Origin of the sequence: Bradyrhizobium elkanii USDA 76 (assembly GCF_023278185.1) — a bacterium.
Lineage (GTDB): Bacteria > Pseudomonadota > Alphaproteobacteria > Rhizobiales > Xanthobacteraceae > Bradyrhizobium > Bradyrhizobium elkanii.
On record NZ_CP066356.1, the window covers coordinates 7760171 to 7784997 of the forward strand.

Here is a 24827-nt window from a genome sequence, read left to right on the forward strand (position 1 = left end):
CGGCACATGACCCAACGCACCTACAGCATCGGCGAGGCGGCGCGGCTCAGCGGAATTTCCGTCCGCAAGCTCCGCTTCTATTCGGACCAGGGGTTGCTGCCGCCGGCCGGCCGCACCGCGAGCGGCTATCGCGTCTTCACCGACGGCGAACTGGTACGCCTCGACCTGATCCGCTGCCTGCGCGATGCGGGGCTCGGTCTCGACGCCATCCGTGAGGTCCTGACCAAGCAGCTCTCGCTGGTCGAGGCGCTGCGGCTTCGCCTCGAGACGCTCGAAGCGGAGATCGCGGCCCAGCGCCGCGTCGCCTCGGCCCTGCGGGCTGCGTTGCGTTCACCGCAACTCACCGAAGCAGACTTGAGGAGATTCTTGACCATGACGCAGCTATCCCGCACCGAGCGCCGCAACGTCGTCGAACGCTTTTTCGAGAAAGTGTCCGACGGCGTCAACATCGACCGGAAATGGATCCGGCAGATGATCGAGACCAGCGTGCCCGAATTGCCCGACGAGCCGACGCCCGAGCAGTGCGATGCCTGGATCGAGCTTTCGGAGATGCTCAGCGACCCTTCCCTCGTCGCCAACATCCGCGCCAACGCGGAGGACGTCTGGAATCACCACGTGCTGGATCTCGCCGCCTGGCAAGCGGCCAACGAAATCGTGCTGGCGAGAGCCAGGGAGATTATCGCGCGCGACCTCGGCCCAACGTCGGAGGCCGGCCAGGCGCTGGCGCGCGACTGGCTGGAAACATCGGCGCGATTGCTGAAGCGAAAACCTGATCTGGAATTCCGCAACTGGATTCGCGGCAAATATGCGCTGCACGACGCCCGGGCCGCGCGCTACTGGGAGCTCGTCGCCATCATGCGCGGGCAATCGCCGGACGCGAGCCCGAACCGCGAATGGGCCTGGATCACCGCAGCCATGCGGCACCATCTCTCTGACTGAGCAGGGAAATCCGAAACCTCGTGGCGCGCCGCCCGGATCGGTTAAGTGCTGTGGCCGTCCTGCCCTAGACGTTAAGCCGTTTTAACGATATCGCAGGACGCAATGAGGGAAGCGTCGAACCGCCAGTTTCAAACTGGGACAGCCGCGCGTGCCGCGATCGCAGGCACGTGGCTCGCGATCGCGTGCGCGCTTGGCGGCTGCGCGGCCGGCGGCAACGTGGCCGACTCCTACGCCATGGCCACGCCGGCAAGCAGCGGCGCGACCGTTGCGTTCGAATCGATCGACGGCCCGCCGCCCCAGGTGTTCGACCGCATGGTGGGCGTGCTCGACAGCGAGTCCAAGCTGCGCAGCCTGTCGATCGTGTCGCGCCAGGGCGCTGCCGCCTATCGCGTGCGCAGCTATTTGTCGGCGCAGGTGGTGCGCGGCCGCACCATGATCTCGTGGGTGTGGGACGTCTACGACAGCAACCAGCAACGCGCGCTGCGGCTCTCCGGCGAGGAGCCCGCCGGCAAGGCCGGCCGCGACGCCTGGGCCGCCGCCGACGACCTGGTGCTGCGCAAGATCGCCCAGGCCGGCTTCAGCGGCCTCTCCAGCATGCTCAATGGCGGCCCGGCGGACAGCCCGGCACCGGATCTGCGCGGTCCCACGGTGGCAAGCGCCCCGGCCCCTGCCGCGCCCGAGACCGTGGCGCTCGGCTATTCCGCCGACTAAAACCCCGGTATCTCCCGGGGAAATGCGTTTTTTGCCCAGGAAAACGGCGGCCAAAGCCGGCTAATGGGTTGCCATCGGAGGCGCCTGCCTGATATTCCCTCGCGCACCGAAAACCCGCCGGTTCTGTAAGGACTTGAGATGCTGAACGTCGTATCCAGCAAGGCGCGGGGGGAAGCATCGATGTCGGCAAAGAACGGATCAATCAAACTCGTCGCCGGCAACTCCAATCCTGCGCTGGCGCAGGACATCGCCAAGGGACTCGGCATCGAACTGACCAAGGCCGTGGTCCGGCGCTTCGCCGACATGGAGATCTTCGTCGAGATCCAGGAGAACATCCGCGGCTCGGACATGTTCATCCTGCAGTCGACGTCGTATCCGGCCAACGACAATCTGATGGAACTGCTGATCATCACCGACGCGCTGCGCCGTGCCTCGGCGCGCCGCATCACCGCGGTGGTGCCCTATTTCGGCTATGCCCGCCAGGACCGGAAATCCGGTTCGCGCACGCCGATCTCGGCCAAGCTCGTCGCCAACCTGATCTCGCGCGCCGGCGTCGACCGCGTCATGACGCTCGACCTGCACGCCGGCCAGATCCAGGGCTTCTTCGACATCCCGACCGACAATCTCTTCGCGGCGCCCCTGATGGTGCGCGACATCAGAGAGAAGTTCGACCTCGCCAAGGTGATGGTGGTGTCGCCCGACGTCGGCGGTGTGGCGCGTGCACGCGGGCTCGCCAAGCGCATCAACACCCCGCTCGCCATCGTCGACAAGCGCCGCGAGCGCCCGGGCGAATCCGAGGTGATGAACGTGATCGGCGACGTCGCCGGCTACAATTGCATCCTGGTCGACGACATCGTCGATTCCGGCGGCACGCTGGTGAACGCCGCCGAGGCGCTGATCGCGCACGGCGCCAAGGAGGTCTCGGCCTACATCACCCACGGCGTGCTGTCCGGCGGCGCCGCCGCGCGCATCGCCTCGTCGCGGCTGAAGGAACTGGTCATCACCGACTCGATCCTGCCGACCGAGGCCGTCAACAAGGCGCCGAACATCCGCCAGATATCGATCGCCGGCCTGATCGCCGAAGCGATCGGCCGCACCGCGGCGGAAGAGTCGGTCTCCAGCCTGTTCGATTAAATCGATATTTGCCGTCGTCCCTGCGCAAGCGGGGATCCATAACCACAGGCCGTTGTTGTTGTTGCGAAGGCTGTGGCTCCAGCGTTGTAAATCAATTCGCATTGGTGTGGTGGTTATGGGTCCCGGCTCAAGGCCGGGACGACACCGAGTTTGCGGCAGCCACCCGCTAGAGCTTTTCCCGTTCCGATGGAATCGGAACGGGGCTCCAGATTCTTGTTTTGACGCGTTTTCTTCACGCGAACCGGTATCCACTTCGCTCGAAAACGCTCTAGAACCCCGGCCGCGGCACGTGGCTCATCAGGGTCCGCGCGTAGCCGCCATCGACGATGATTTCCTCGCCATTGACGTACGACGAGCGATCGCTTGCCAGGAACAGGGTCGCGTCCGCCATGTCCTGCGGTGCGCCGATCCGGCGCATCGGCACCACGGCGGTGCGCCGCTCGGTGACGCCAGGTGTGTCGTAGAAGGCCTGGCTCATCGGCGTCACGACAAGGCCGGGGCTCACCACATTGCTGCGGATGCCATGCGGCCCCCATTCCGCGGCGAGTTGCTGCGAGAGCATCACGACGCCAGCCTTGCTGACGCTGTAGGCGCCGCTCTGCCCTTGCGCATTGCTGGCGGCGATCGAGGCGACGTGGATAAGGCTGCCGCGTCCGGCCTTGCGCATCTGGCGGCCGAACGCCTGCGCGCAGATGAAGTAGCCGGTGAGATTGACCGCCAGCACCGCATTCCATTCCGCGAGCGCGAGCGTATCGAGCCCGCCCGGGCGCAGCACCGCCGCGGTGTTGACGAGAATGTCGCATGAACCAAGCGTGCGCGCGACGGCATCGGCGGCTGCCGCGACATTGTCCTCGCTGGTCGTATCGCAGCTCGCGACGAGATGACCGTCGCCGAACTCGCGAAGCGTTGCCTTGGTCTCCGTAAGGGAGCGCTCGTCGTGATCGAGCGCGGCGACCCTGGCGCCGGCCCGCGCGAAACTGACGGCGGTGGCGCGGCCGATGCCGCCGCCTCCACCGGTGACGACGGCAACGCGGCCCGACAGGCCGAGCCAGTCGGAGGAATGTTGTTCGGTCATGGGCGCCTCCCGCGCGTTTTGGTTTTATGCCGCAAGCATAACCGAACGCGCCGCAGGCGAGAGCGATCCCGGCACGCATGCCGGAATCGCTTTTCCGCCGATGCTAACCAGGGATTCCCGCCGCGACCTGGCCGCGCAGACGTTCGAGGCTGAGCAGCGTGTTGGCACAGGCTTCCGCGACCTCGATCCCCTTGATCACGAAGTGCTTGCGGAAGAACTCGTAATGCACCTCGGTCTCGTGGAATTGCTGCGGCGTCAGCACCGCCGAGAACACCGGCACCTCGGTGCGCAACTGCACATCCATCAGCGCCTTGATCACGGTATCGGCGACGAATTCGTGGCGGTAGATGCCGCCATCGACGACCAGCCCGGCCGCGACGATCGCGGTGTAGCGGCGCGTCTTTGCCAGCAGCTGTGCGTGCAGCGGGATCTCGAACGAGCCCGGCACCTCGAACACGTCGACATTGGTGATGTGACGCGCCTCGATCTCCTTCAGGAACGAGATGCGGCACTCTTCCACCACCTCGCGATGCCAGGACGACTGCACGAAGGCAACGCGCTGCGGCTTTGCGAAGTGCGGATGCTGCGGCGCCGGCGGATTTGCCGGCGTATCGGGAGCGTTTTCTGCCTGGGGGGTTTGGACTTGAGAAGCTTGAACGTCTTGGTCTTGCAACATCTGATTCATGGCTTTCCTCTTTCAGGACCAGAATCAGGGCACACGGACAACGACACGAGCCCACGCGAAAATCGCGTTGGCTGCCGCAACCGTTCTCTTTCATCCGGACTGTAACCGTCGGCTTCGGAATTGCACCGAATCTGCTGACCCTTCCCCCGGCTTCGCGGAAGGAAGGCGCTCGCGGGCTTGGGCTCATCACCCTTACCGCCGGTGGGGATTTTCACCCCGCCCTGAGAACTCGGCGCGCCCGGGATGGACGTGCCTGAGACGAAATATGACCAAAGCGCGACAGCCGGGCAAGGCCTTTGGCATGGGGAAACGGCATGTCCCCATGAGCGCGTTGCGGCTCTGCGAGGTTGATGTGAGGGCCGACGACTGATTCACAGGCGCGGCGAAGCGCCGGCAAATGGTTAACAAAGCGTTACGCGAACGCCTAGATTCCGATTTGTTCTCAAAATCACAGATGTGGCGGAGATCAGCTGTGGACGATGCGCGCTTTGGCTGTGGACGGACTCGGCGTGCGGTTGCGCGGATTCCGCAAATCACATCACTTCATCGGCGTCAGGTCCAGGGGCATCCGGAAGCCCGCATCAGGAACTGCACTCGGCCACGACGCAGTATGTCGCAAGTGCCGGCTTCCGTGTGCGTATCAAGCGATCATAAGAACAAGGTCCGAGACGGCATGTCCCTCCTCGAAAGCATTATCGATTCCCGGAACAACCCGCTTGCGGTGGTCGAGGATATCGCCACCGACAACAACTGGGCGTTCGAGCGTTCCGGCGAAGACGAGGTGACGATCGTCTCCAAGGGAGACTGGATCGATTATCAGCTCTCGTTCACCTGGATGGGCGAGATCGAGGCGCTGCATCTCGCCTGCGCCTTCGACATGAAGATGCCGCAGGCGCGCCGCGCCGAGGTGCAGCGGCTGGTCGCCGCGATCAACGAACAATTGTGGGTCGGCCATTTCGACCTGTGGACCCACACCGGCATGGTGATGCACCGTCAGGCGCTGGTGCTGCCGGGCGGCCTCACCGCCTCCACCGCGCAGTGCGAGGCCATGGTGGTCAACGCGATCCACGCCTGCGAGCGCTACTATCCGGCGTTCCAGTTCGTGGTGTGGGCCGGCAAGTCGACCGCCGAGGCGATGGCCGCGGCGATGTTCGACACCGAGGGCGAGGCGTAACGGTTTCGCTCCAGCGCTTCCACTCGTTCGGTGTCATCCCGGCGAAGGCCGGGACCCATACTCCGCGGCCATGGAGCTTACGCAAAACTGCTTGTGGCTGATCGCTCGTCTCAATAGAACCGCCTGTGGTTATGGGTCCCGGCCTTCGCCGGGACGACACCGGGTTTGTGGAGACGCCTGTGAGCACGAGCAGCGCACTGAAAAATTCGACCGGCACCATCGCGCTTGCGGGCGCGGGCAAGATGGGCGGCGCCATGCTGACCGGCTGGCTCGCGCAGGGTCTCGCGCCCGCGCGTGTCGCGGTGATCGACCCGCATCTCTCACCGGAGATTTCCGCGCTTGCCGCAAAGGGCGTGCGGCTCAATCCGCAAGCGAAGGATCTCGGCACGGTCGACACCCTTGTCGTCGCGGTGAAGCCGCAATCATTCCGCGACGCCGGCGCCGCGCTGAAATCCTTCGTCGGCCCCTCGACGCTCGTCGTCTCGATCATGGCCGGCACGACCATGTCAGCGCTGGAAGAGGTTGTCGGCGGCGCCGTGGTGCGCGCGATGCCGAACACGCCGGCAGCGATCGGCCGCGGCATCACGGTTGCGGTACCGTCGAAGCGCGTCACCGCCGCGCAGCGCGCGATGACCGATGCGCTGCTGAAAGCGACCGGGCTCGTCGAATGGGTCGACGATGAGAGCCTGATGGACGCGGTGACCGCGGTCTCCGGCTCGGGCCCGGCCTATGTGTTCCTGCTCGCCGAGGAGCTGGCGCGTGCCGGCGTTGCGGCCGGCCTGCCCGAGCAGCTCGCGACCACGCTGGCGCGCGCGACCGTCGCCGGCTCCGGCGAATTGCTGCATCGCTCGGATCTGCCCTCCGCGACCCTGCGGCAGAACGTCACCTCGCCCGGCGGCACCACCGCTGCGGCGCTCGAGGTGCTGATGGCGAATGACGGCATGCAGCCGCTGATGACCCGCGCCATCGCCGCGGCAACGCGTCGCTCGAAGGAATTGGCGAAGTAACACACTGACAAGCCCGTCACCCCCGCGCAAAGGCTTTGCCTTTGCGCCGGGATGACGTTCGAACAAGTGGATTGACGCGCGACAACACAGGCCGCCTACTGCGCTTGGCCCGATATCCCGGCAAGCCGCTTGTTAAAACTCTCGACATTGATCAAACCGCGAGCGTGGCGGCCTTCGCCGAGCTTGCGCGTGCCCTCAAAAGCCTCGACCTCGAAGCGGATCACGCGGCGCTCGACCGCGACCACCTTCGCGGTGGTCCGCACGGTGGCGCCGACCAGGGCAGCGGCGAGATGACGGATATCGACCTCGGTCCCGACCGTGACCCAGCCAGGACGCAGCGCGGCGCGGATGGCGTCGCCCGACGCCATCTCCATTTCGAGGATCATCATCGGCGTCGCATAGACCATCGGCATGCCCGCCACGAAATGCCCGACGGTGCGCTCCGGCGGCACCACGAGCATGCGCTCGGCGCTCATGCCGATCCTGATGAAGTCGCGTGCGTCCATGTGGCCTCAAAACAGATGTCGTCCCGGGCAAGCGAAGCGCGACCCGGGACCCATAACCACGAATATCAATTGGTCGAAGGCTGTGGCTACAGCCTTCGCCAATCACCGGCATCGGTGGTTGTGGGTCCCTGCTCCCGTGCGCAATTGCGCACTCGGCAGGGACGACAGAGGTGAATTACTTCTTCGCCGCAGCCGCGCGCTCGACGAACGACTTGCCGCCCTTCATCTTGTGATGCAGCGGCGCTTCGTTGATCTGGATCACGACCGCGTCGGCATCGACGCCGAGATTCTTCACCAGCGCTTGGGTGATGTCGCGCATCATGCCGAGCTTCTGCTCGTCGGTGCGGCCGGCGGCCATGCTCACGGTGATCTCAGGCATTGTTGCTCTCCCTCTTGTTATCGCCATGGCCGGGCTCGTCCCGGCCATTCACGTCGCCGCGCATCAAACAAGAGGTGGATGCCCGGCACAAGGCCGGGCATGACGTCACAAGCGAATGGCTATCCCCACGCCACGTCATGCCGCGCCAGGACCTCGCGGACCCTGGCGACCAGATCGGCTTCTGCGCAGGAGAACTGCGCCGGACGCGTTTCGCGCCATTCCTGGTTGGAGGCGATCGCGGCGGCGGCCTTGGCGCCCTCGATCAGATCCTTGATCTGCACCTCGCCGCGCGCCTTCTCGTCCGAGCCCTGGATGATCACGCAGGGCGAGTTGCGGCGATCGGCATATTTGAGCTGATTGCCCATGTTCTTCGGATTGCCGAGATAGAGCTCGGCGCGGATGCCGGCCTGGCGCAGCTGCGCGACCATCTTCTGGTAGTCGGCGACGCGGTCACGGTCGAACACGGTGACGACGACGGGGCCGAACTCCGCCTGCGTATCGAGCTGGCCGAGCATCGTCAGCGCGGCCTGCAGGCGCGATACGCCGATCGAGAAGCCGGTCGCCGGCACCGGCTCGCCGCGGAAGCGCGAGACCAAGCCGTCATAGCGGCCGCCGCCGCCGACCGAGCCGAACCGCACCGGGCGGCCCTTCTCGTCCTTGGTGTCAAGCAGCAGCTCGACCTCGTAGACGGGGCCGGTGTAATATTCGAGGCCGCGAACGACGGTGGGATCGATGCGGATGCGACCTTCGTAACCAGATGTAGTTACAAGATTTGAGATCGCTTCTAGTTCAGAGATCCCCTCGCCACCTATCGCCGTGTCCGACAGCTTCCTAAGATTGGCAATAACCTCAGCATTCGTGCCCTCCTGTGGACACGTTGAGTTGAGAACGCGCTCAGCTGCGTCCGCCGTCAAACCCGCGCCTTTAGTGAAGTCACCGCTCTCGTCTTTGCGCCCCTCTCCAAGCAGGGCGCGGACACCTTCGGGTCCCAATCGATCAAATTTGTCGATCGCCCGCAGCACAATCAGCTTCCGGCTGAAATCGTCACGCAGTCCGATGCTCTCGAGCACGCCGTCGAGCACCTTGCGGTTGTTCACCTTCACGACATAGGAGCCGCGCGGAATGCCGAGCGCTTCCATCGTGTCGGCTGCCATCATGCAGATCTCGGCGTCGGCCGCCGGCGTCGCCGATCCGACCGTGTCGGCGTCGAACTGCATGAACTGGCGGAAGCGACCGGGACCGGGCTTCTCGTTGCGGAAGACGTAGCCGAACCGATAGGACCGATAAGGCTTCGGCAACGCGTCGAAGTTTTCCGCGACATAGCGCGCCAGCGGCGCGGTCAGGTCGTAGCGCAGCGAGATCCACTGCTCGTCATCGTCCTGGAACGAGAACACGCCCTCGTTGGGCCGGTCCTGGTCGGGCAGGAACTTGCCGAGCGCGTCGGTGTATTCCATCGCCGGCGTCTCCACCGGCTCGAAGCCGTAGAGCTCGTAGACGGCGCGGATCTTCTCGACCATCGCCCGCGTGGCATTAATCGCGGCCGGGCCACGATCTTCCAGCCCGCGCGGCAGGCGCGCCTTCAGCTTCTGAGGTTTTTTGGGTTTCTCGGCCATGAGCGGCCGTTTACCAGCCGGCGCGCAAGGCGGCAACCGGTGCCGCTACGCTGTCATTCCGGGGCGCGTCGAACGACGCGAACCCGGAATCTCGAGATTCCGGGTTCGATGCTGCGCCTCGCCCCGAAATGACGTTGCGTCCGTCACTGGACGTTCCTGATCCAATTATGCGGGTCGTTGGTGCGACCGTACTGGATGTCGACCAGCTTCTTGCGCAGGCCCATGGCGACCGGGCCGGCCACGCCACCGCTGATCTGGAAATCGCCGCTCGCCGAGCACACCTTGCCGATCGGCGAGATGACGGCCGCGGTGCCGCAGGCGAACGCCTCTTTCAGCTTGCCGCTGGCGGCGTCAGCGCGCCATTGCTGGATCGTATAGGGCTCCTCGCGCACACGCGTGCCGGCATCCTTGGCAAGCGCGATGATCGAGTCGCGGGTGATGCCGGGCAGGATGGTGCCGAGCGGCGGCGTCAGCAGCGAGCCGTCGTCGAACGCGAAGAACACGTTCATGCCGCCGAGCTCCTCGATGTAGCGGCGCTCGACCGCATCGAGGAACACGACCTGGTCGCAGCCCCGTTCGATCGCCTCGGCCTGCGCGCGCAGGCTGGCGGCGTAATTGCCGCCGCACTTGACGGCGCCGGTGCCGCCGATGGCGGCGCGCGTGTAATTCTCCGACACCCAGATCGACACCGGCGCCGGGCCGCCCTTGAAATAGGAGCCGACCGGCGAGGCGATGACCGAGAAGATGTATTCGGCCGACGGCTTCACGCCGAGGAAGATCTCGCTCGCGATCATGAAGGGCCGCAGATAGAGACTGCCCTCGCCGCCCGGAATCCAGGCGCGATCGATCCGCACCAGCTGCTCGACCGCATCGATGAACAGATCCTCGGGCAACGGCGCCATCGCCATGCGCTCGGCCGAATCATGGAAGCGGCGGGCATTGGCGTCGGGGCGAAACAGGTTCACGCCGCCATCGTCGCGCTTGTAGGCCTTGAGGCCTTCGAAAATTTCCTGGGCGTAGTGCAGCACCGCACCGGCCGGATCGAGCGGAAAACTCGCGCGGGCCTCGACGCGGGCGCTGTGCCAGCCCTTGCCCTGGCTGTAGCGGACGATCGCCATGTGATCGGTAAAGACCCGGCCGAAGCCGGGGTCCACGAGCTTCGCCGCGCGATCCTTGTCGGACGTCGGATTCGGCGAAGGCTGGATGTCAAATTTCAAAGTCATTTTTCTTGCTTTCCGCTGTCGGAACCGGCGCGATACCCGGCGCCGGCCTGTTTCCCCCGGAGCCATCAGGCTCGGCTGGCCCGAACTTCACCACCGCCGGCCGCGCCGCCGGCTTCCATCGCCAACATGCCGTTTAGACATGCTTTTGCGGAATGCTGAAGTCCAGTATGTTTGCCGAAATGCCGCTCGACAATCGCACGGTAGTCCAATTTGCGGCCCAAACCGCCTCACAGGCTCGTTCAGGCCGCCTTAAACGCTGTCGAGGACAAAACGACCTAATGTTTCGTCATGACAGGCAGTTTTGTAACATTGAACCCAAGATACGTCAATATGACTGACATAAATTTCTCAGGCATGGCTGCCAAGCCCGATTCGCAGGGAGACGACAACGCTCCGGCGGCGGGGGCGCGCGACCTGCGCTGGGACATCATCGAGCTGTTGTTCTTCGCCTACCGCGACTTCGTCGGCGATGCCGACCAGGAGCTGGAGGCGTTCGGCTTCGGCCGCGCCCACCACCGCGTCATCCACTTCGTCACCCGCTATCCAGGGCTGAAGGTCGCCGACCTGCTCGACGTCCTGCGCATCACCAAGCAGTCGCTCGGGCGCGTGCTCAAGCAGCTCTTGGACGAGGGCTACATCGTGCAGAAGACCGGCAACAACGACCGCCGGCAGCGCCTGCTCTACGCCACCCCGAAGGGCGAGGCGCTGGTCGCCAAGCTCGCCGGGCTGCAGACCGACCGCATCAACCGCGCGGTCGCCGGCATCGATCCGGCCGGCGTCGAGACGGTTCGCCAATTCCTCCGCGCGATGATCGACCGCGACGATCCCGACAAGGTGCTCGAAGCGATCTTCGGCGGCGGCAGAAAAACGAGGGAGTGAAGCGGTGCAGGCTGCAACCATGATGCGCGCGCCGGTCGAGCCGGCCGACGACGCGCCGCATCTTCTCCTGGTCGACGACGATCGCCGCATTCGCGACCTGCTGTCGCGCTTTCTTTCCGGCGAGGGCTATCGCGTTACGACGGCGATGAGCGCCACCGATGCGCGCGCCAAGCTGCTCGGGCTGCATTTCGACCTGCTGATCCTCGACGTGATGATGCCCGGCGAGAACGGCTTCGACCTCGCCCGCTTCATCCGCAGCTCCTCGACGGTGCCGATCATCATGCTGACCGCCCGTCACGAGGCGGAAGCCCGCATCGAGGGCCTGCAGATCGGCGCCGACGATTATGTCGCCAAGCCGTTCGAGCCGCGCGAGCTGGTGCTCCGGATCGGCAATATCCTCAAGCGCACCGCGCCGCCGCAGGTCGCAGTCGTCGAGCAGATCGCGTTCGGCCCCTACATTTTCCATATCGAGCGCAGCGAACTGCGTCAGGGCGAGGAGATCATCCATCTTACCGATCGCGAGCGCGAGATGCTGCGCATCCTCGCCAGCGCGCCCGGCGAGACCGTGCCGCGCGCCGAGCTGACCTCTGGCGGCACCGTCAACGAACGCGCGGTCGACGTGCAGATCAACCGCCTGCGCCGCAAGATCGAGCACGATCCCGCCAATCCGCTGTTCCTGCAGGCGGTGCGCGGCATCGGCTATCGCCTGGTGGCCTCGCCCTGAAGCGCGATGAGACCGGGATGAATCGTCATCGCGCTTCAGATCCTCATTTGAGCATGATCTTGCCGGAAAACCGCTGCGCACTTTTCCGGATCATGCTGTAGAGCATCCGCATGAGCACGCTCGACTCCGGCCTGACCCTGATCAAGAACGCCTCGCAGCGCGTCTCGAAGGCGAACGGCTGGATGGGCAATGCGTTCAAGAGCTGGATGCCGACCGGCCTCTATGCCCGCGCGCTGCTGATCATGATCGTGCCGATGGTGATCCTGCAGACCGTGGTGGCGTTCGTGTTCATGGAGCGGCACTGGAACACGGTGACGCGGCGGCTGTCGGCCGCGGTGGTGTCCGATATCGCCGCGCTGATCGACGTCTACAAGAGCTACCCGCAGGACAAGGACCGCGCGCAGCTTCGCCGCATCGCCCAGAAGCTGCAGCTGGTGGTCGACTTCCTGCCCGCCGGCGACATGCCGCCGCCGGGGCCGAAGCCGTTCTTCTCGCTGCTCGACCAGACGCTTTCGGTGCAGCTCGGCCGCCAGATCAGCCGTCCGTTCTGGATCGACACCGTGGGCAAATCCAATTTGGTCGAGATCCGGGTGCAGCTCGACGATTCGGTGATGCGGATCTTCGCCCAGCGCAGCGCGGCCTACGCCTCCAATTCGGAGATCTTCATCTTCTGGATGCTCGGCACCTCGACGATCCTCCTGATCGTCGCCGTGCTGTTCCTGCGCAACCAGATCAAGCCGATCCTGCGGCTCGCCGACGCCGCCGAAAGTTTCGGCAAGGGCCGCGAGGCGCCGAACTTCCGGCCGCGCGGTGCCCGCGAGGTGCGGCGCGCGGCGCAGGCCTTCATCGAGATGAAGGCGCGCGTCGAACGTTCGATCGAGCAGCGCACCGCAATGCTCGCCGGCGTGTCGCACGATCTGCGCACCATCCTGACCCGGTTCAAGCTCGAGCTTGCCCTGATCGGCGAAGGCCCCGAGATCGACGCGATGCGCAAGGACGTCGACGAGATGTCGATGATGCTGGAGGATTATCTCGCCTTCGCGCGCGGCGATTCCGGCGAGGTCGCGCAGCCGACCGACATGGCGTTGGCGCTGGAGGAACTGCGCAGCGACGCCGAACGCCACGGCCACACCGCAACCGTCGCGTTCCACGGCCTGCCCGTTGTCACGGTGAAGCCGGCCTCGTTCAAGCGCTGTCTCGCCAACCTCGTCTCCAACGCGGCGCGCCACGCCAACACGATCTCGATCACCGGCCATCGCGACCATCGCTATCTCAACGTCACGGTCGACGACGACGGACCGGGCATCCCCGCCGACATGCGCGAGGAAGTGTTCAAGCCGTTCCTGCGGCTCGACGACGCCCGCAACCAGGACGAAGGCGGCACCGGGCTCGGGCTTGCGATCGCCCGCGACATCGCCCGCTCGCATGGCGGCGACATCATGCTCAGCGAAAGCCCGATGGGCGGCCTGCGCGCCGTCGTGCGGGTGCCGGTGTAACCTACCAGCGGTAGGACAAGGTGCCGATGACCTGCCGCCGCTCGCCGGCATAACAGTAGCCGGACTGGCAGGTCTGGTAGTGCGTGTCGAACAGATTGGTCGCGTTGACGCGCATGGTGGCGCCGAGGAAGCGCCGGTCCAGCTTGCCGAGATCGTAGTCGATCACCGCATCGAACAACGTCGTCGCTGCGTTCTGGAACGTGTTCTGGTCGTTGCCGAAGTTCGTGCCGATGTAACGGACCCCGAGGCCAAGCCCGAGCCCTTCGACGGGCACGCCGGACTGGAACGTGTACTTGCCGAAGGCGGCGAAGGAATTCCTCGGAATGCCGGAGAGCTCATTGCCGGTCGTATCGGGATTGCCCTGCGTGATCACGACGTTGAGATGGGTGTAGGCCGCGGTGAGATCAAATCCCGGCTTGAGCGCCAGCTTCGCCTCGAGTTCCACGCCCTTGGATTCGACCTGCCCGGTGGCTGCCTGGAACGCCATGTTGTTCGGATCGGTGCGCAGCACATTGTCCTGCGTGATGTCGAACACCGCGGCGGTCAACAGCACCGGAATCTGCCGCATCTGGTACTTGATGCCCACTTCCTTCTGCTCGCCGGTGGTCGGCCTGAACGGCAATCCGGATGCATCGACGCCGACCTGCGGGGCGAATGCCGTCGCGTAGCTGACATAGGGCGCAATGCCGTTGTCGAAGACGTAACTCAGGCCCGCACGGCCGGTGAAGGCGGTCGCTTTCTGCGTTGACGGCACGCCGTCCAGACCCGCGGTCGTCGTCTGCGACACCCAGCTCTGGCGGCCGTTGAGCGTCAGAATGAAGCCGCCGAGCTTGGCCTGCTCCTGCGCATAGACACCGACCTCGTCGGTCGACTGCTTGTTGAAGATCGAGAATGCCGGCGTCGCGATCGCCTGGGCGCCGTAGTTCATGGTCAGGAGATTGAGATCGGGCGCCGGCCCGTAGCCGATCTTGTCGTTGTAGTAGGAGTGGCCGTAGTCGACGCCGAACAGCGCCGTGTTCCTGATCGCGCCGAGCATGAACTTGGCCTCGGCCTGATTGTCGAGCGTCACCGTGTTGAAGCTGTCCAGGATCCGCCAGGCCGACCGCGACGCGAGATTGGTGCTGCCGTCGATGGAATCGATCTGGGTGTATTTCGCGTCGACGTCCACCCGATAGAAGCGGAAGTTCTGCCGCACCGTCCACACATCGTCGACATTATGCTCGAACGCGTAGCCGATGCGGTATTGCTTCTGATCCATCGCGCTGAACGCCGGATCATTCGAATAGATGTTGGTCAATTGTCCGTCAGGCGTGCGGAAGTCGCCGATGCTCGCGGCGGTTCGGCTCTTTTGATATTCGCTCAGGATGGTGAAGGACGTGTCGGCGTCCGGCCGCCAGGTCAAGGCAGGCGCGATATAGGCGCGATCGTCGTCGTTGCCCGGGTACCAGGTCTTTGCGTCGCGCAGCAGACCGGTCAGCCGGTAGTACAGCTGATCGCTGCCGGGCACCGGACCACCGACATCGAAACTGCCCTGGTAACGGTCGTAGGTGCCGCCCTGCAGCTGCACCTCACCGAATGCCGTCAACGGCGGCCGCTTGGTCGTGACATCCACGATGCCTCCCGGAGAGCCGAGGCCATAGAGGCCCGAGGCGGGACCACGGAGGATCGACACGCTGTCGAGACCGTAAGGCTCGATCTTGGGAATGGCGAAGTTGCCGCCGCCCTGGCGCAGGCCGTCGCGATAGATCCCCGTATAGGTCGCGTCGAAGCCGCGGATGTAGAAACTGTCGAACCTTGGATCATAGCCGAACGCCGTCGTCGTCACGCCGGGCGTGTAGCTGACGGCGTCCTTGAGCGTCTGAACGTTGCGATCCCTTAGCTCCTTTTGCGTGACGACCGAAAGCGACTGCGGCGTTTCGATCAGCGCTGTGCTGGTCTTGGTGCCGGCAGTGCTGGCGGTCGCGACGTAACCCGTCGTCGTCCCGATCGCGCCACCTGCGCCTTGCGACCGCGGAGCCTGGCTCTGGGCGGGCGCCGCGGCACTGCGGCGCCGGTTCGCCGCGACCGCGCGCGAAGCCCTGGTGTTCTGGCTCGAAACGACGGCACCGCGCTTCTTTGCGGCGCCAGGCTCATCCACCGTCACTGCGGGAAGCTCGCTGACATTGTTCTGCGGAGGAATGGTCTGCACCTGAGCGGTGGCGACGTCTGCATCCACTGGCACAAGCACGACTGAACCGAGAAACGCTGCATTGATCGCAGCCGTTGATGCAAGCAAGCCGCCCTTGCTCCGCAACGAAGCCATTCCCACCGAACAAATCCCCACGCGCCCAGACTGATCTTGATCGAGCCGCGCGTTTGTCACCAAGCGGGCAGCGATTGGGGCGGACTACTATCGGCGGGATGAACGAAATTCCACACGTGCAAAATAGAATCCATTGAAACGCACACGATGCGAAACACTGGAACGATTCAAGTTGCGCAACGCTGGAACGGTTCAAAACGACATGTTGGTGCGTCAGGCTTTCGACACCACGAATGCGATGCGCGTTATCTCTCGCAGAGAGTTTCGAACACGACGCAGGCGGCGATCATTCAATGATGTTGCATCCCGTCGACGTCATCGCGCGCCAAGGAGCGCACGAACGCGGTGAACCGTCATCCCCGGGCAAAGGCTATCGCATTTCGTGGCGGTGTGCTCGTGGCCATCCTTCGAGACGCCCGCCTTCGGCGGGCTCCTCAGGATGAGGTCTTGTTCTGCGGCACAATAGTAGACCCTCATGGTGAGGAGCGCCGCTTGCGGCGCGTCTCGAACCACGAGGCCAAGCACTTGCGCGGTCGCCAAGGGGCATATGCGATGGCCCTGGGGGTGACGGGAGGGATCGGATGGATTGCACATCGCCTCAGCGCAAGATTGCTTTGCAATTTTGTCGCGAGTTACTCGAAGTGGTGGTGCAAGCGGCGCAGCCTCTCAGCCTGCGAGGCGATGCATTCGCGCGGCAACGGCCGAAATGCGCTGCGCGCTACTTCTGCTTGGGCAGGAGGCCCTTCAGCTTTTCCATGTCCTTGACGTTCATCTTCATGCCGCCGGGCATGATGATGTCACCGGCCTTCTGGTCGCTCTTGCAGGCGCCGAGCCATTTCGCCTCGATGGTCATCGTGGTGTCACGCGAGCCGGCCGCGCCGCCCTCGGCATGCGAGGTGCTCTTCACCGTGTAGGCGGAATTGAAATCGCCGACGATCTCGGCATGGCTCTGCATCGTCATGCCGGCGACGCTGCAGACGCTGTCGCTGACATAGCCGGTCGCGGTCTTCTGGATATCCTGCTTGGAGCAGACTTCCTTGGCCATCGGCGAGGCCGCCGCGCTCATCTCCTTGTCGGTGGTCTCGTCGGTGCAGTGCTGCATGGTGATTTCCGGCATCGGCCCGCCGGTGCGCACCATCTTCATCTCCCACAGACCGGCCTTGCGGATCGGCAGGTCGACCGCGCTTGCGGCGCCAGCGGACAGGACAAGGCACACAGCCGAACCAAGCAAGGCAAGCTGTCGGGTCATGCGGTCGGCTCCCGGCTGAACGATCGAAAGATCTGGTGCGCGCTCAGTAGAGCGTGCGCAGCGGCCTCTGGGCTGCGCCATAGGGCACCCAGCGACAGGCGAAAGAGATGTAGCCGCCCGGATAGTTCTGCATCGCAAGGAACTTGACCACCTTGCCGTAGGAGGCGCAGTGATCGACGGCAAGCTGCCGGGCGTCGGCCTGGGTCGCCAGCGTATAGGCGATGATACCGCCGGTATCGTTGCCCTTGAACGGCGGCACCGGCTGCATCCAATCCGCCCGCGCCGGCACAACGGCCAGCATCCCGCAAACGGCAACCAGGCACGCGGCCAATTTCCTTCGCATCGCAGACTCCATTTCGCTGAGGCCAACATAGAGTGCGCCGGCGACCGTGAAAAGAACGAGCCGGGTCCCCAAAGTGGACTTCTCCGCAGGTGTTGCCGCGCTGCACTTGACCTTGCCGGGGCTTCGCGGCACCGTCCGCGGCATCGGATAATCGGGTGGATTCCCATGCGCAACCTGTTCAGCTCCCGCAATAAACTCGGCCGCAAGCTCGGCCTCGGCGCCGCACTCGTGGTCGGCACGCTGGCGTTCGGGGGCACGGCCCAGGCCGCCAATCCGCTCGAAATGAACTTTTGGCTGTCCGGCCCGCGCTATGACGGCAATGTGGCCCCGTGCGAGAAGGCCCTGACGGTCATCAGCACGCAATTCCAGGAGAAGGAAGCCACCTTCTGGAATTCGCCGCTCGTGATCACCGGCTTCAACGGGATTCACGAAACCGCCTTCCGTCCCTGGCAGTCCGACAATATTCCGCGCCGCTATTGCAGCGGCGAGGCGATGCTGAGCGATGGCAAGGTGCGCAAGGTGCACTATTCGATCATCGAGGACGGCGGCTTTGCCAGCATCAATCAGGGCGTCGAATGGTGCGTCGCGGGGCTCGACCGCAACTGGGCCTATAACCCGTCCTGCAAGGCCGCCCGGCCCTGATCTCCGACCAGACTGCCAAAGCAGGAGCCGCCGCCATTTGGACGGCGGCTTTTTGTTCTTGAAATGTTCTCACGGCCTGCTAGGCTCTGGGCGGTCAGTGAGGGGAGCGTTTGATGCCTCGGTTGGACACAATTTCCCGATTCTTGATTTCGGTTGGCATTATTCTGTGCAGTGCGGTTGGGGCCTCGGCCCAGGATCGCCGCCAGAATGCGCCCGGTGAGTTCGATTTCTATGTGCTGTCGCTGTCGTGGTCGCCCTCGTTCTGCGAGGCGGCGAGCGAGCGCGGCAACAACGGCCGCGGCACGCAGGCGCAGTGCGGCGGACGGCCCTACTCCTTCGTGGTGCACGGCCTGTGGCCGCAATATGAGCGGGGCTTCCCGGAATATTGCCAGCGGCCCTCGCCGCGACTCGCCCGCAGCATCATGAGCTCGATGCTCGACCTGATGCCGGCGCCCGGGCTGATCTACAACGAGTGGGACAAGCACGGCACCTGCTCCGGTCTCGGCGAGCGCGCCTATTTCGAAGCCATCCGCAAGGCCCGCGCCACGGTCAAGATTCCCGAGGAATTCCTGCAATTGTCGGAGCCGAAGACGGTCGCGCCCGACGAGCTGGAGACAGCGTTCATCAAGGTCAATCCGGGCCTCAGCAACTCCGCGATCTCGGTGACCTGCGACAGCAAGCGGCTCAGCGAGGTGCGGATCTGCCTCAGCAAGGATCTGCAATTCCACTCCTGTGAGGAAATCGATCGCCGCGCCTGCCGCCGCGATCAGGTGCTGATGCCACCGGTTCGCGGCGGCTGAAACTCCCTGCGTCATGGCCGGCAGGCCCGTGCCGCGCGTCGTCGCGCAGAACGTCCCGGCCACCTGCGCCATCGCGAAACAAGCAGATAAGGCGCAGACGCCCGGGAGCCGGCTACGCCAAGGCTTCGCCGAGCTCGGATGTTGACCCCGCCGAAGCTTCAGCGAAGGCCGGGACAAGCCCGGGTATGACGAGTACAACATGCGCACCCCTTGGGAGCGCAGCACGATCATCACATGAACTACCGTCACGCCTTTCATGCCGGCAGCTTTGCCGACGTCATCAAGCACATCGTGCTGGTGCGCATGCTCACCTATCTGCAGGACAAGCCGGCGCCATTCCGCGTCATCGACACCCACGCCGGCGCCGGCCTTTATGATTTGACGTCGAGCGAAGCGCAGCGCGGCGGCGAATGGCTCACCGGCATCGCGCGGCTGATGCAGGCGCGGCTCTCCGACAAGGCATTGCCGCTGATCGCGCCCTATCTCGACATCGTCAGAGCCTTCAATCCGAAAGGCGAGCTTAAGGCCTATCCTGGTTCGCCGCTGATCGCGCGGGCGCTGCTGCGTCCGCAAGATCGCATCACCGCCTGCGAGATCGAACCGACGGCGCGCAAACAACTGATCGACGCCTTGCGACGCGACGCGCAAGCGCGCGTCGTCGATCTCGACGGCTGGATGGCGCTGCCCGCATTCGTGCCGCCGAACGAGCGGCGCGGCCTCGTGCTGATCGATCCGCCGTTCGAAGCGAAGGACGAGTTCGAGCGGCTGGCCAGTGCTTTCGCGGAAGCATTCGTGAAGTGGCCGACCGGCACGTATCTTTTGTGGTACCCCGTAAAAACCCGGAGAGCCACCGACGAGCTAGCGCGCAGCGTGGCCGCCGCAGCAGCAGCGAGTCGGCCCGCCGGCAAATGCCTGCGTCTGGAATTCAGTGTGGCACCGCAAGAAGCAGGCGCAGGCCTCGTTTCCACAGGGCTTTTGCTGGTGAATCCGCCGTGGACGCTGGCGAATGAGTTGAAGATCATCCTGCCCGAACTCGAGAAGCCGCTCGGTCAAGGCGGTGCGGGGCGCTTCAGACTCGAGACGCCTAAACCTTGATCGACAGCTCCTACTGAAAAGTTCAATTTTGAGCATAGGCAATTTGCGCGGAACCGTATTATGCTCATCCTGTTACGACTGGCTTTACGTTCCGCTTCCGCGAATGGTTGCGGCGGAGTGACAAGGCCGAAATAAAATCCAGGCAGACCGGCGGCGTGACGCCGGCCTGTTCAGGTGGCCAAGCTTCCGACAAGCGAATGTCGGTCAACCGCTACGCGGCGTGCGCGTAGCGGTGGAGCAATACGGGGGAGGAGTTTTCCCGATGGCCATGACTGGGACAGTCAAGTTCTTCAACGGAGAGCGTGGCTACGGCTTCATCAAGCCTGATGATGGCGGCCGCGATGTGTTCGTTCACATCACTGCTGTCGAGCGTGCAGGATTGAAGGACCTGACTGAAGGACAACGCATTACGTTCGAGGTTGAGCCCGACAAGAAGGGCAAGGGCCCGAAGGCGGTCAACCTGGTGGTCTCATGAGCGCTCGCGCTGCGCGGCTCGTGATGAACGCCGAATGAGGCGTTGCGTGTGAGTTGACCGCCGAGCGCGCGGCTGGCGTGCTCTGGATGACCACCTGCATGATGCGGACGCGACTGGCGGTGCCGCATATCCCACACGTGCGGCCCACCGATTGGATTCGCGGACGCCGCGGCGTGCATGCCGCCATGCGCGACGTTGGGATCATCAACACAAAGAAAAACCCGGCCGCGCAAGGCGCGGCCGGGAGTTGATGGTCGACGTTTTTCTTGTTCTCAAAAGTGATAGTTGATGCCGGCGCGAACCAGGCTGAAGCTGTAGCCGTTCGACACGCCACCGGTGATCGTGAAGTTGCTGTTGGCAAGGTCGACGTAGAGATACTCGATCTTGGCGCTCCAGTGCGGGGCAAAGCCCATTTCGGCGCCGGCACCGACGGTGAAGCCCGCATTGGTGTGGCTCTCCGTGATGCCGAACGTCTCGCCGCGCAGTTCGCCGAAGGCGAGACCGCCGGTCGCGTAGAACAGCACATTGTTGACCGCATAGCCGGCGCGGCCGCGCACCGTACCGAACCACGGGTTGGAGAACTTCCACGGCGCGAACCGGTCGTCGGCCGTGGTGCCCTGGATATCGGCCTCGATACCGAACACCCAGGGGGAGCCGTTCTGGAAGTTGTAGCCGGCCTGCACACCGCCGACGAAACCGGACGGCTTGGTCGGGTTGTTCTCGACCGAGCCCCAGCCATAGCCGACATTGCCGCCAAGATAGGGGCCGGCCCAGCTATAGGCATTGAGCGGCTGATAGACGGTATAGGGCGATCCATAGTTGAGGTCGGCCGACGCCGCCGAGGTCGTCCAGCCTGCGACGATCAGTGCCAGCGCACGCGCAACAAACCGGGTCATTGGTACTCTCCAGAACGCAACTGCCGCAGCCCGCCGGCCAGGGCCGGCGTGGTTACGGAATTCCACTTTTTTCGCTAAGGTTTATCGAGAGTTTTAAGTTAAAGGGCTGTTAAGCCCGGTTACCGGCCCGCTCATCAGTCTTAACAAGGTGTTACGCACCCCTCCCGGCGCCCGCCCGGGGCCGGTAACCTCCTGCAATCGAGGTGCTTTTTGTTGGTGCCGTCAGCGCTGGCGACCGGTCGCCCAAGCACTTAGTTTACGGCCCATGGTTCACGATTCTCCCGAGCGTCCGACGCCGGCCCCCAAGGTTGACTCCAAGGCTGACCCCAAGCCACGGCGCGGTTCAAAGTCCGACCTGCCGCAGGACGATCTGGCGCTCGATACCAGCGACGTCGATCCCGAAATCTCCGCCGCCGAGGAGGAGGACGAGGCACGCCTGCCCGAGGCTTCGGAGGACGCCGCCGAGGCGGTCGCCGAGGGCACGCTCTCGATCGGGCATGCCGCGATCGAGAACGCGGTCCGCCTCGCCCCGACCTCGCCCGGCGTCTACCGCATGCTCAACGCCGCCAACGACGTGCTCTATGTCGGCAAGGCGAAGAACGTCAAAAAGCGGCTGTCGTCCTATGCGCGGGCCAACGCGCCGCTGCCGGCGCGCATCCTGCGCATGATCGCGGCGACCACGCAGGTCGAGATCGTCTCGACCATGACCGAGACCGAGGCGCTGCTGCTCGAAGCCAATCTGATCAAGCAGCTCCGTCCGCGCTTCAATGTGCAGCTGCGCGACGACAAGTCGTTTCCCTACATTCTGATCACCGGCGACCATTGGGCGCCGCAGATCCTCAAGCATCGCGGCGCGCAGTCGCGGCCCGGGCGCTATTTCGGCCCGTTCGCCAACGCCGGCGCGGTCAACCGCACCATCACGGCGCTGCAGCGCGCGTTCCTGATCCGCTCCTGCACCGACGGCTTCTTCGAAAGCCGCAGCCGGCCCTGCCTGCTCTATCAGATCAAGCGCTGCGCCGGCCCCTGCACGCGCGAGATCGACTTCCCCGGCTATAGCGAACTGGTGCGCGAGGCCACCGAATTCCTCTCCGGCCGCAGCCACGCCGTGAAGGAGCTGCTCGCGGCCGAGATGGAGAAGGCCTCCGGCGAGCTCGAGTTCGAAACCGCGGCGCTGTACCGCGACCGTCTCGCGGCGCTGTCGGCGATCCAGTCGCAGCAGGGCATCAATCCGCGCACGGTCGAAGAGGCCGATGTGTTCGCGATCCACCAGGAGGGCGGCTATTCCTGCGTCGAGGTGTTCTTCTTCCGCACCGGCCAGAACTGGGGCAACCGCGCCTATTTCCCGAAGGCCGAGAAGAGCTTCACGCCCGAGGAGGTGCTGTCCTCGTTCCTCGCGCAATTCTACGACGACAAGCCGCCGCCGAAGCTGATCCTGCTGTCGCACGAGATCGAGGAAAGCGCGCTGCTCGCCGACGCGCTGTCGGTCAAGGCCGGATCCAAGGTCGAGGTCTCCGTGCCGAAGCGCGGCGAGAAGAAGGAGCTGATCGGCCACGCACTCACCAACGCGCGCGAGGCGCTCGGCCGCAAGCTGGCCGATACCGCGACGCAAAGCCGGCTGCTGGAGGGCATGGTCTCGACGCTCGGCCTGCCGCACACACCGAAGCGGATCGAGGTCTACGACAACAGCCATATCCAGGGCACCAATGCGGTCGGCGCGATGATCGTGGCGGGCCCCGACGGGTTCATGAAGAACCAGTACCGCAAGTTCAACATCAAGTCGGAAGGGCTGACGCCCGGCGACGATTACGGAATGATGCGCGAGGTGCTGGAACGCCGCTTCAAGCGATTGCTGAAACCGCCGGAGGGCGAGGCCGCTGCCAGGACGAAAGCGGATGACGATTCGTTCCCGCAATGGCCCGACCTCGTCATCATCGACGGCGGCCGCGGCCAGCTCAACGCGGTCCGGGAGATTTTCCAGAATCTCGGGCTGACCGAGGTCTCGCTGATGGCGGTGGCCAAGGGTCCGGAGCGCGATGCAGGGCGCGAAACCCTGTTCATGCCCGACCGCGAGGCCATCAAGCTGGAGCCGCGGGACCCGGTGCTCTATTTCATCCAGCGGCTGCGCGACGAGGCCCACCGCTTCGTGATCGGCTCGCACCGCAAGCTGCGCAAGAAGGACATCCGCGAGGCCGGCCTGCAGGAGATCCCGGGCATCGGCCCGTCCCGCAAGCGTGCCTTGCTGCACCACTTCGGAACGCTCAAGGAGATCGAGCGGGCCTCGATCGCCGACCTCGGCAAGGTTCCCGGCGTCAGCGCCGAGAGCGCCCGCAAGATTTTCGAGTTTTTCCACGCCCAGCCGGGTTAAACCAAAGCCGAGTCATCAGGGCGTCGCCTGCGACGGGGCATCTAGGGCATGATGCGGAAAAGTGTGAGGCAGTTATCCGAAAAGATCATGCTTAAACAACGAGCTAAGGCGCTATGACGATCCAGCGCAATCTGGTCGCGCCTGACGCGTCCGCACGGTTGACCTTCTCGCTTCAGCGGTATTGGTAGAACGGATGAACATCGCCACGACCCGGGGACAGACCAAGACCATGTCCCTCCCGAATATCCTGACCTACGCCCGGATCGCCGCGATCCCGGTGGTGATTGGCTGCGTTTACTGGCAATCGATCCTGGACGGCCCGTTGTGGCTGCGCTGGGTGGCGCTGGCCGTGTTCATTGCGGCGGGAATCACCGACTATCTCGACGGCTATTATGCCCGGATGTGGGACCAGCAATCCGCCTTCGGCCGGATGCTCGATCCGATCGCCGACAAGCTGCTGGTCGCCTCCAGCCTTCTGATGCTGGCCGCCGACAATTCGATCCATGGCTGGACGCTGTGGGCGGCGATCGTGATTCTGTGCCGCGAGATCCTGGTCTCGGGCCTGCGCGAATATCTCGCAGGGCTCAGGGTCAGCGTTCCCGTCACCAAGCTGGCGAAATGGAAGACGACGATCCAGCTGGTGGCGATCGGCTTCCTGATCGCCGGCGAGGCGGGTGAGCAGGTCTTCCCGGCCACCACCCTGATCGGCATCGTGCTGCTGTGGATGTCGGCGATCTTCACGATCTACACCGGCTGGGATTATTTCCGTGCCGGCATCCATCACCTCATCAAGGAGGATGAGGGATGAAGCTGAAATATTTCGCCTGGGTGCGTGAACGCATCGGCAAGGCTGAAGAGATCGTCGAGCCGCCGGCCGACGTGCGCACCGTCGGCGACCTGATCGGCTGGCTTGCCGCGCGCGACGATGCATACGCTTATGCGTTCGAGAAGCCGACGGTGATCCGCGCCGCGATCGACCACGCCCATGTCAAATCGGACGCGGCGATCTCCGGCGCCCGCGAGATCGCGTTCTTTCCGCCGATGACCGGCGGCTAAGATAGCGTTTCGAGCGAAGTGGATACCGGTTCGCGTGAAGAAAACGCGTCAAACAAAGA

At 64.4% G+C, this 24827-nt stretch carries 26 protein-coding genes and 1 riboswitch; of the genes, 16 read left to right on the forward strand and 10 right to left on the reverse strand.

From position 1 onward, the window contains the following. Positions 1 to 6 precede the first annotated feature (6 nt). The 3 genes from JEY66_RS36720 to JEY66_RS36730 all read left to right on the forward strand — a co-directional run bounded on the left by JEY66_RS36720 (position 7) and on the right by JEY66_RS36730 (position 2784). The gene (locus JEY66_RS36720) at positions 7 to 939 is read left to right on the forward strand and encodes a MerR family transcriptional regulator (protein ID WP_016844497.1); all 933 of its coding nucleotides are present in this window, start codon (positions 7 to 9) and stop codon (positions 937 to 939) included. A 102-nt stretch (positions 940 to 1041) separates the two neighbouring features. After that, complete coding sequence (locus tag JEY66_RS36725; RefSeq protein ID WP_016844496.1) at positions 1042 to 1650, forward strand: hypothetical protein; 609 nt, start codon at positions 1042 to 1044, stop codon at positions 1648 to 1650. Between the two features lie 180 nt (positions 1651 to 1830). Then, a complete protein-coding gene (locus JEY66_RS36730; RefSeq protein ID WP_026192263.1) occupies positions 1831 to 2784 on the forward strand; it encodes a ribose-phosphate pyrophosphokinase in 954 nt (317 codons plus the stop codon). A gap of 268 nt (positions 2785 to 3052) precedes the next feature. On the opposite strand, the gene JEY66_RS36735 is transcribed toward JEY66_RS36730, so the two are convergent. Together JEY66_RS36735 and JEY66_RS36740 are read right to left on the reverse strand one after the other, a co-directional pair. Beyond that, positions 3053 to 3859: an SDR family NAD(P)-dependent oxidoreductase gene (locus JEY66_RS36735; protein WP_016844494.1), complete on the reverse strand. Its 807-nt coding sequence runs from the start codon at positions 3857 to 3859 to the stop codon at positions 3053 to 3055. A 103-nt stretch (positions 3860 to 3962) separates the two neighbouring features. Beyond that, on the reverse strand, positions 3963 to 4544 hold the full coding sequence (locus JEY66_RS36740; protein ID WP_016844493.1) for a 6,7-dimethyl-8-ribityllumazine synthase: 582 nt from the start codon (positions 4542 to 4544) through the stop codon (positions 3963 to 3965). A 78-nt stretch (positions 4545 to 4622) separates the two neighbouring features. Then, positions 4623 to 4777, reverse strand: a riboswitch (FMN riboswitch). Between the two features lie 440 nt (positions 4778 to 5217). Between JEY66_RS36740 and JEY66_RS36745 the strand changes: the two genes are divergently transcribed. Together JEY66_RS36745 and proC are read left to right on the forward strand one after the other, a co-directional pair. Further along, positions 5218 to 5718 (forward strand): type III secretion system chaperone family protein, encoded by a 501-nt coding sequence (locus JEY66_RS36745; protein ID WP_016844492.1) that lies wholly within the window; start codon positions 5218 to 5220, stop codon positions 5716 to 5718. A 131-nt stretch (positions 5719 to 5849) separates the two neighbouring features. Further along, positions 5850 to 6725, forward strand: a complete 876-nt coding sequence (gene proC / locus JEY66_RS36750) for a pyrroline-5-carboxylate reductase (protein ID WP_018269807.1) — start codon at positions 5850 to 5852, stop codon at positions 6723 to 6725. A gap of 95 nt (positions 6726 to 6820) precedes the next feature. Here proC and JEY66_RS36755 read toward each other — a convergent pair whose 3' ends face one another. The 4 genes from JEY66_RS36755 to JEY66_RS36770 form a co-directional block, all read right to left on the reverse strand. Further along, positions 6821 to 7231: a thioesterase family protein gene (locus JEY66_RS36755; protein WP_016844490.1), complete on the reverse strand. Its 411-nt coding sequence runs from the start codon at positions 7229 to 7231 to the stop codon at positions 6821 to 6823. A gap of 175 nt (positions 7232 to 7406) precedes the next feature. Further along, positions 7407 to 7610: a tautomerase family protein gene (locus JEY66_RS36760; protein ID WP_018269806.1), complete on the reverse strand. Its 204-nt coding sequence runs from the start codon at positions 7608 to 7610 to the stop codon at positions 7407 to 7409. Between the two features lie 119 nt (positions 7611 to 7729). After that, a complete protein-coding gene (gene hisS / locus JEY66_RS36765) occupies positions 7730 to 9223 on the reverse strand; it encodes a histidine--tRNA ligase (RefSeq protein WP_016844488.1) in 1494 nt (497 codons plus the stop codon). Between the two features lie 143 nt (positions 9224 to 9366). Beyond that, complete coding sequence (locus tag JEY66_RS36770) at positions 9367 to 10446, reverse strand: branched-chain amino acid aminotransferase (RefSeq protein ID WP_018269805.1); 1080 nt, start codon at positions 10444 to 10446, stop codon at positions 9367 to 9369. 330 nt (positions 10447 to 10776) lie between these two features. Here JEY66_RS36770 and JEY66_RS36775 point away from each other — a divergent pair, with 330 nt between their 5' ends. From JEY66_RS36775 to JEY66_RS36785, 3 genes are all read left to right on the forward strand, one after another. After that, positions 10777 to 11325: a MarR family winged helix-turn-helix transcriptional regulator gene (locus tag JEY66_RS36775; RefSeq protein WP_038375766.1), complete on the forward strand. Its 549-nt coding sequence runs from the start codon at positions 10777 to 10779 to the stop codon at positions 11323 to 11325. A 19-nt stretch (positions 11326 to 11344) separates the two neighbouring features. Then, the gene (locus tag JEY66_RS36780; RefSeq protein WP_038377300.1) at positions 11345 to 12049 is read left to right on the forward strand and encodes a response regulator; all 705 of its coding nucleotides are present in this window, start codon (positions 11345 to 11347) and stop codon (positions 12047 to 12049) included. A gap of 110 nt (positions 12050 to 12159) precedes the next feature. Continuing rightward, positions 12160 to 13545 (forward strand): ATP-binding protein, encoded by a 1386-nt coding sequence (locus tag JEY66_RS36785; RefSeq protein ID WP_016844484.1) that lies wholly within the window; start codon positions 12160 to 12162, stop codon positions 13543 to 13545. 1 nt (position 13546) lies between these two features. Here the strand turns inward: JEY66_RS36785 and JEY66_RS36790 are convergent, their stop codons facing one another. From JEY66_RS36790 to JEY66_RS36800, 3 genes are all read right to left on the reverse strand, one after another. After that, the gene (locus tag JEY66_RS36790; protein WP_016844483.1) at positions 13547 to 15847 is read right to left on the reverse strand and encodes a TonB-dependent siderophore receptor; all 2301 of its coding nucleotides are present in this window, start codon (positions 15845 to 15847) and stop codon (positions 13547 to 13549) included. 718 nt (positions 15848 to 16565) lie between these two features. After that, the gene (locus tag JEY66_RS36795) at positions 16566 to 17096 is read right to left on the reverse strand and encodes a DUF3617 domain-containing protein (RefSeq protein ID WP_018269802.1); all 531 of its coding nucleotides are present in this window, start codon (positions 17094 to 17096) and stop codon (positions 16566 to 16568) included. A 43-nt stretch (positions 17097 to 17139) separates the two neighbouring features. Continuing rightward, the gene (locus JEY66_RS36800) at positions 17140 to 17439 is read right to left on the reverse strand and encodes a hypothetical protein (RefSeq protein ID WP_026192261.1); all 300 of its coding nucleotides are present in this window, start codon (positions 17437 to 17439) and stop codon (positions 17140 to 17142) included. Positions 17440 to 17604: 165 nt separating this feature from the next. Between JEY66_RS36800 and JEY66_RS36805 the strand changes: the two genes are divergently transcribed. The 5 genes from JEY66_RS36805 (at position 17605) to JEY66_RS36825 (ending at position 20702) form a co-directional block, all read left to right on the forward strand. After that, positions 17605 to 18081 carry a hypothetical protein gene (locus tag JEY66_RS36805; protein ID WP_016844480.1) on the forward strand — a complete coding sequence of 159 codons (477 nt, stop codon included), beginning with the start codon at positions 17605 to 17607 and terminating at the stop codon, positions 18079 to 18081. Positions 18082 to 18194: 113 nt separating this feature from the next. Further along, positions 18195 to 18881, forward strand: a complete 687-nt coding sequence (locus tag JEY66_RS36810) for a ribonuclease T2 family protein (protein WP_050994216.1) — start codon at positions 18195 to 18197, stop codon at positions 18879 to 18881. 234 nt (positions 18882 to 19115) lie between these two features. Further along, complete coding sequence (locus tag JEY66_RS36815; RefSeq protein ID WP_016844478.1) at positions 19116 to 19976, forward strand: 23S rRNA (adenine(2030)-N(6))-methyltransferase RlmJ; 861 nt, start codon at positions 19116 to 19118, stop codon at positions 19974 to 19976. Positions 19977 to 20238: 262 nt separating this feature from the next. Beyond that, the gene (locus tag JEY66_RS36820; protein WP_016844477.1) at positions 20239 to 20451 is read left to right on the forward strand and encodes a cold-shock protein; all 213 of its coding nucleotides are present in this window, start codon (positions 20239 to 20241) and stop codon (positions 20449 to 20451) included. Between the two features lie 53 nt (positions 20452 to 20504). Next, positions 20505 to 20702, forward strand: coding sequence for a hypothetical protein (locus JEY66_RS36825; protein ID WP_018269800.1), 198 nt, complete (start codon positions 20505 to 20507; stop codon positions 20700 to 20702). Between the two features lie 21 nt (positions 20703 to 20723). Here JEY66_RS36825 and JEY66_RS36830 read toward each other — a convergent pair whose 3' ends face one another. Next, complete coding sequence (locus JEY66_RS36830) at positions 20724 to 21347, reverse strand: outer membrane protein (RefSeq protein WP_016844476.1); 624 nt, start codon at positions 21345 to 21347, stop codon at positions 20724 to 20726. A 265-nt stretch (positions 21348 to 21612) separates the two neighbouring features. Between JEY66_RS36830 and uvrC the strand changes: the two genes are divergently transcribed. The 3 genes from uvrC (at position 21613) to moaD (ending at position 24768) form a co-directional block, all read left to right on the forward strand. Then, entirely contained in the window at positions 21613 to 23712 is a 2100-nt protein-coding gene (gene uvrC, locus JEY66_RS36835; RefSeq protein WP_016844475.1) for an excinuclease ABC subunit UvrC, read from the forward strand. A gap of 193 nt (positions 23713 to 23905) precedes the next feature. Continuing rightward, positions 23906 to 24520, forward strand: coding sequence for a CDP-diacylglycerol--glycerol-3-phosphate 3-phosphatidyltransferase (gene pgsA, locus JEY66_RS36840; protein WP_016844474.1), 615 nt, complete (start codon positions 23906 to 23908; stop codon positions 24518 to 24520). Beyond that, complete coding sequence (gene moaD / locus JEY66_RS36845) at positions 24517 to 24768, forward strand: molybdopterin converting factor subunit 1 (RefSeq protein WP_016844473.1); 252 nt, start codon at positions 24517 to 24519, stop codon at positions 24766 to 24768. The genes pgsA and moaD overlap by 4 nt, the downstream gene beginning before the upstream one ends. Positions 24769 to 24827 lie beyond the last annotated feature (59 nt).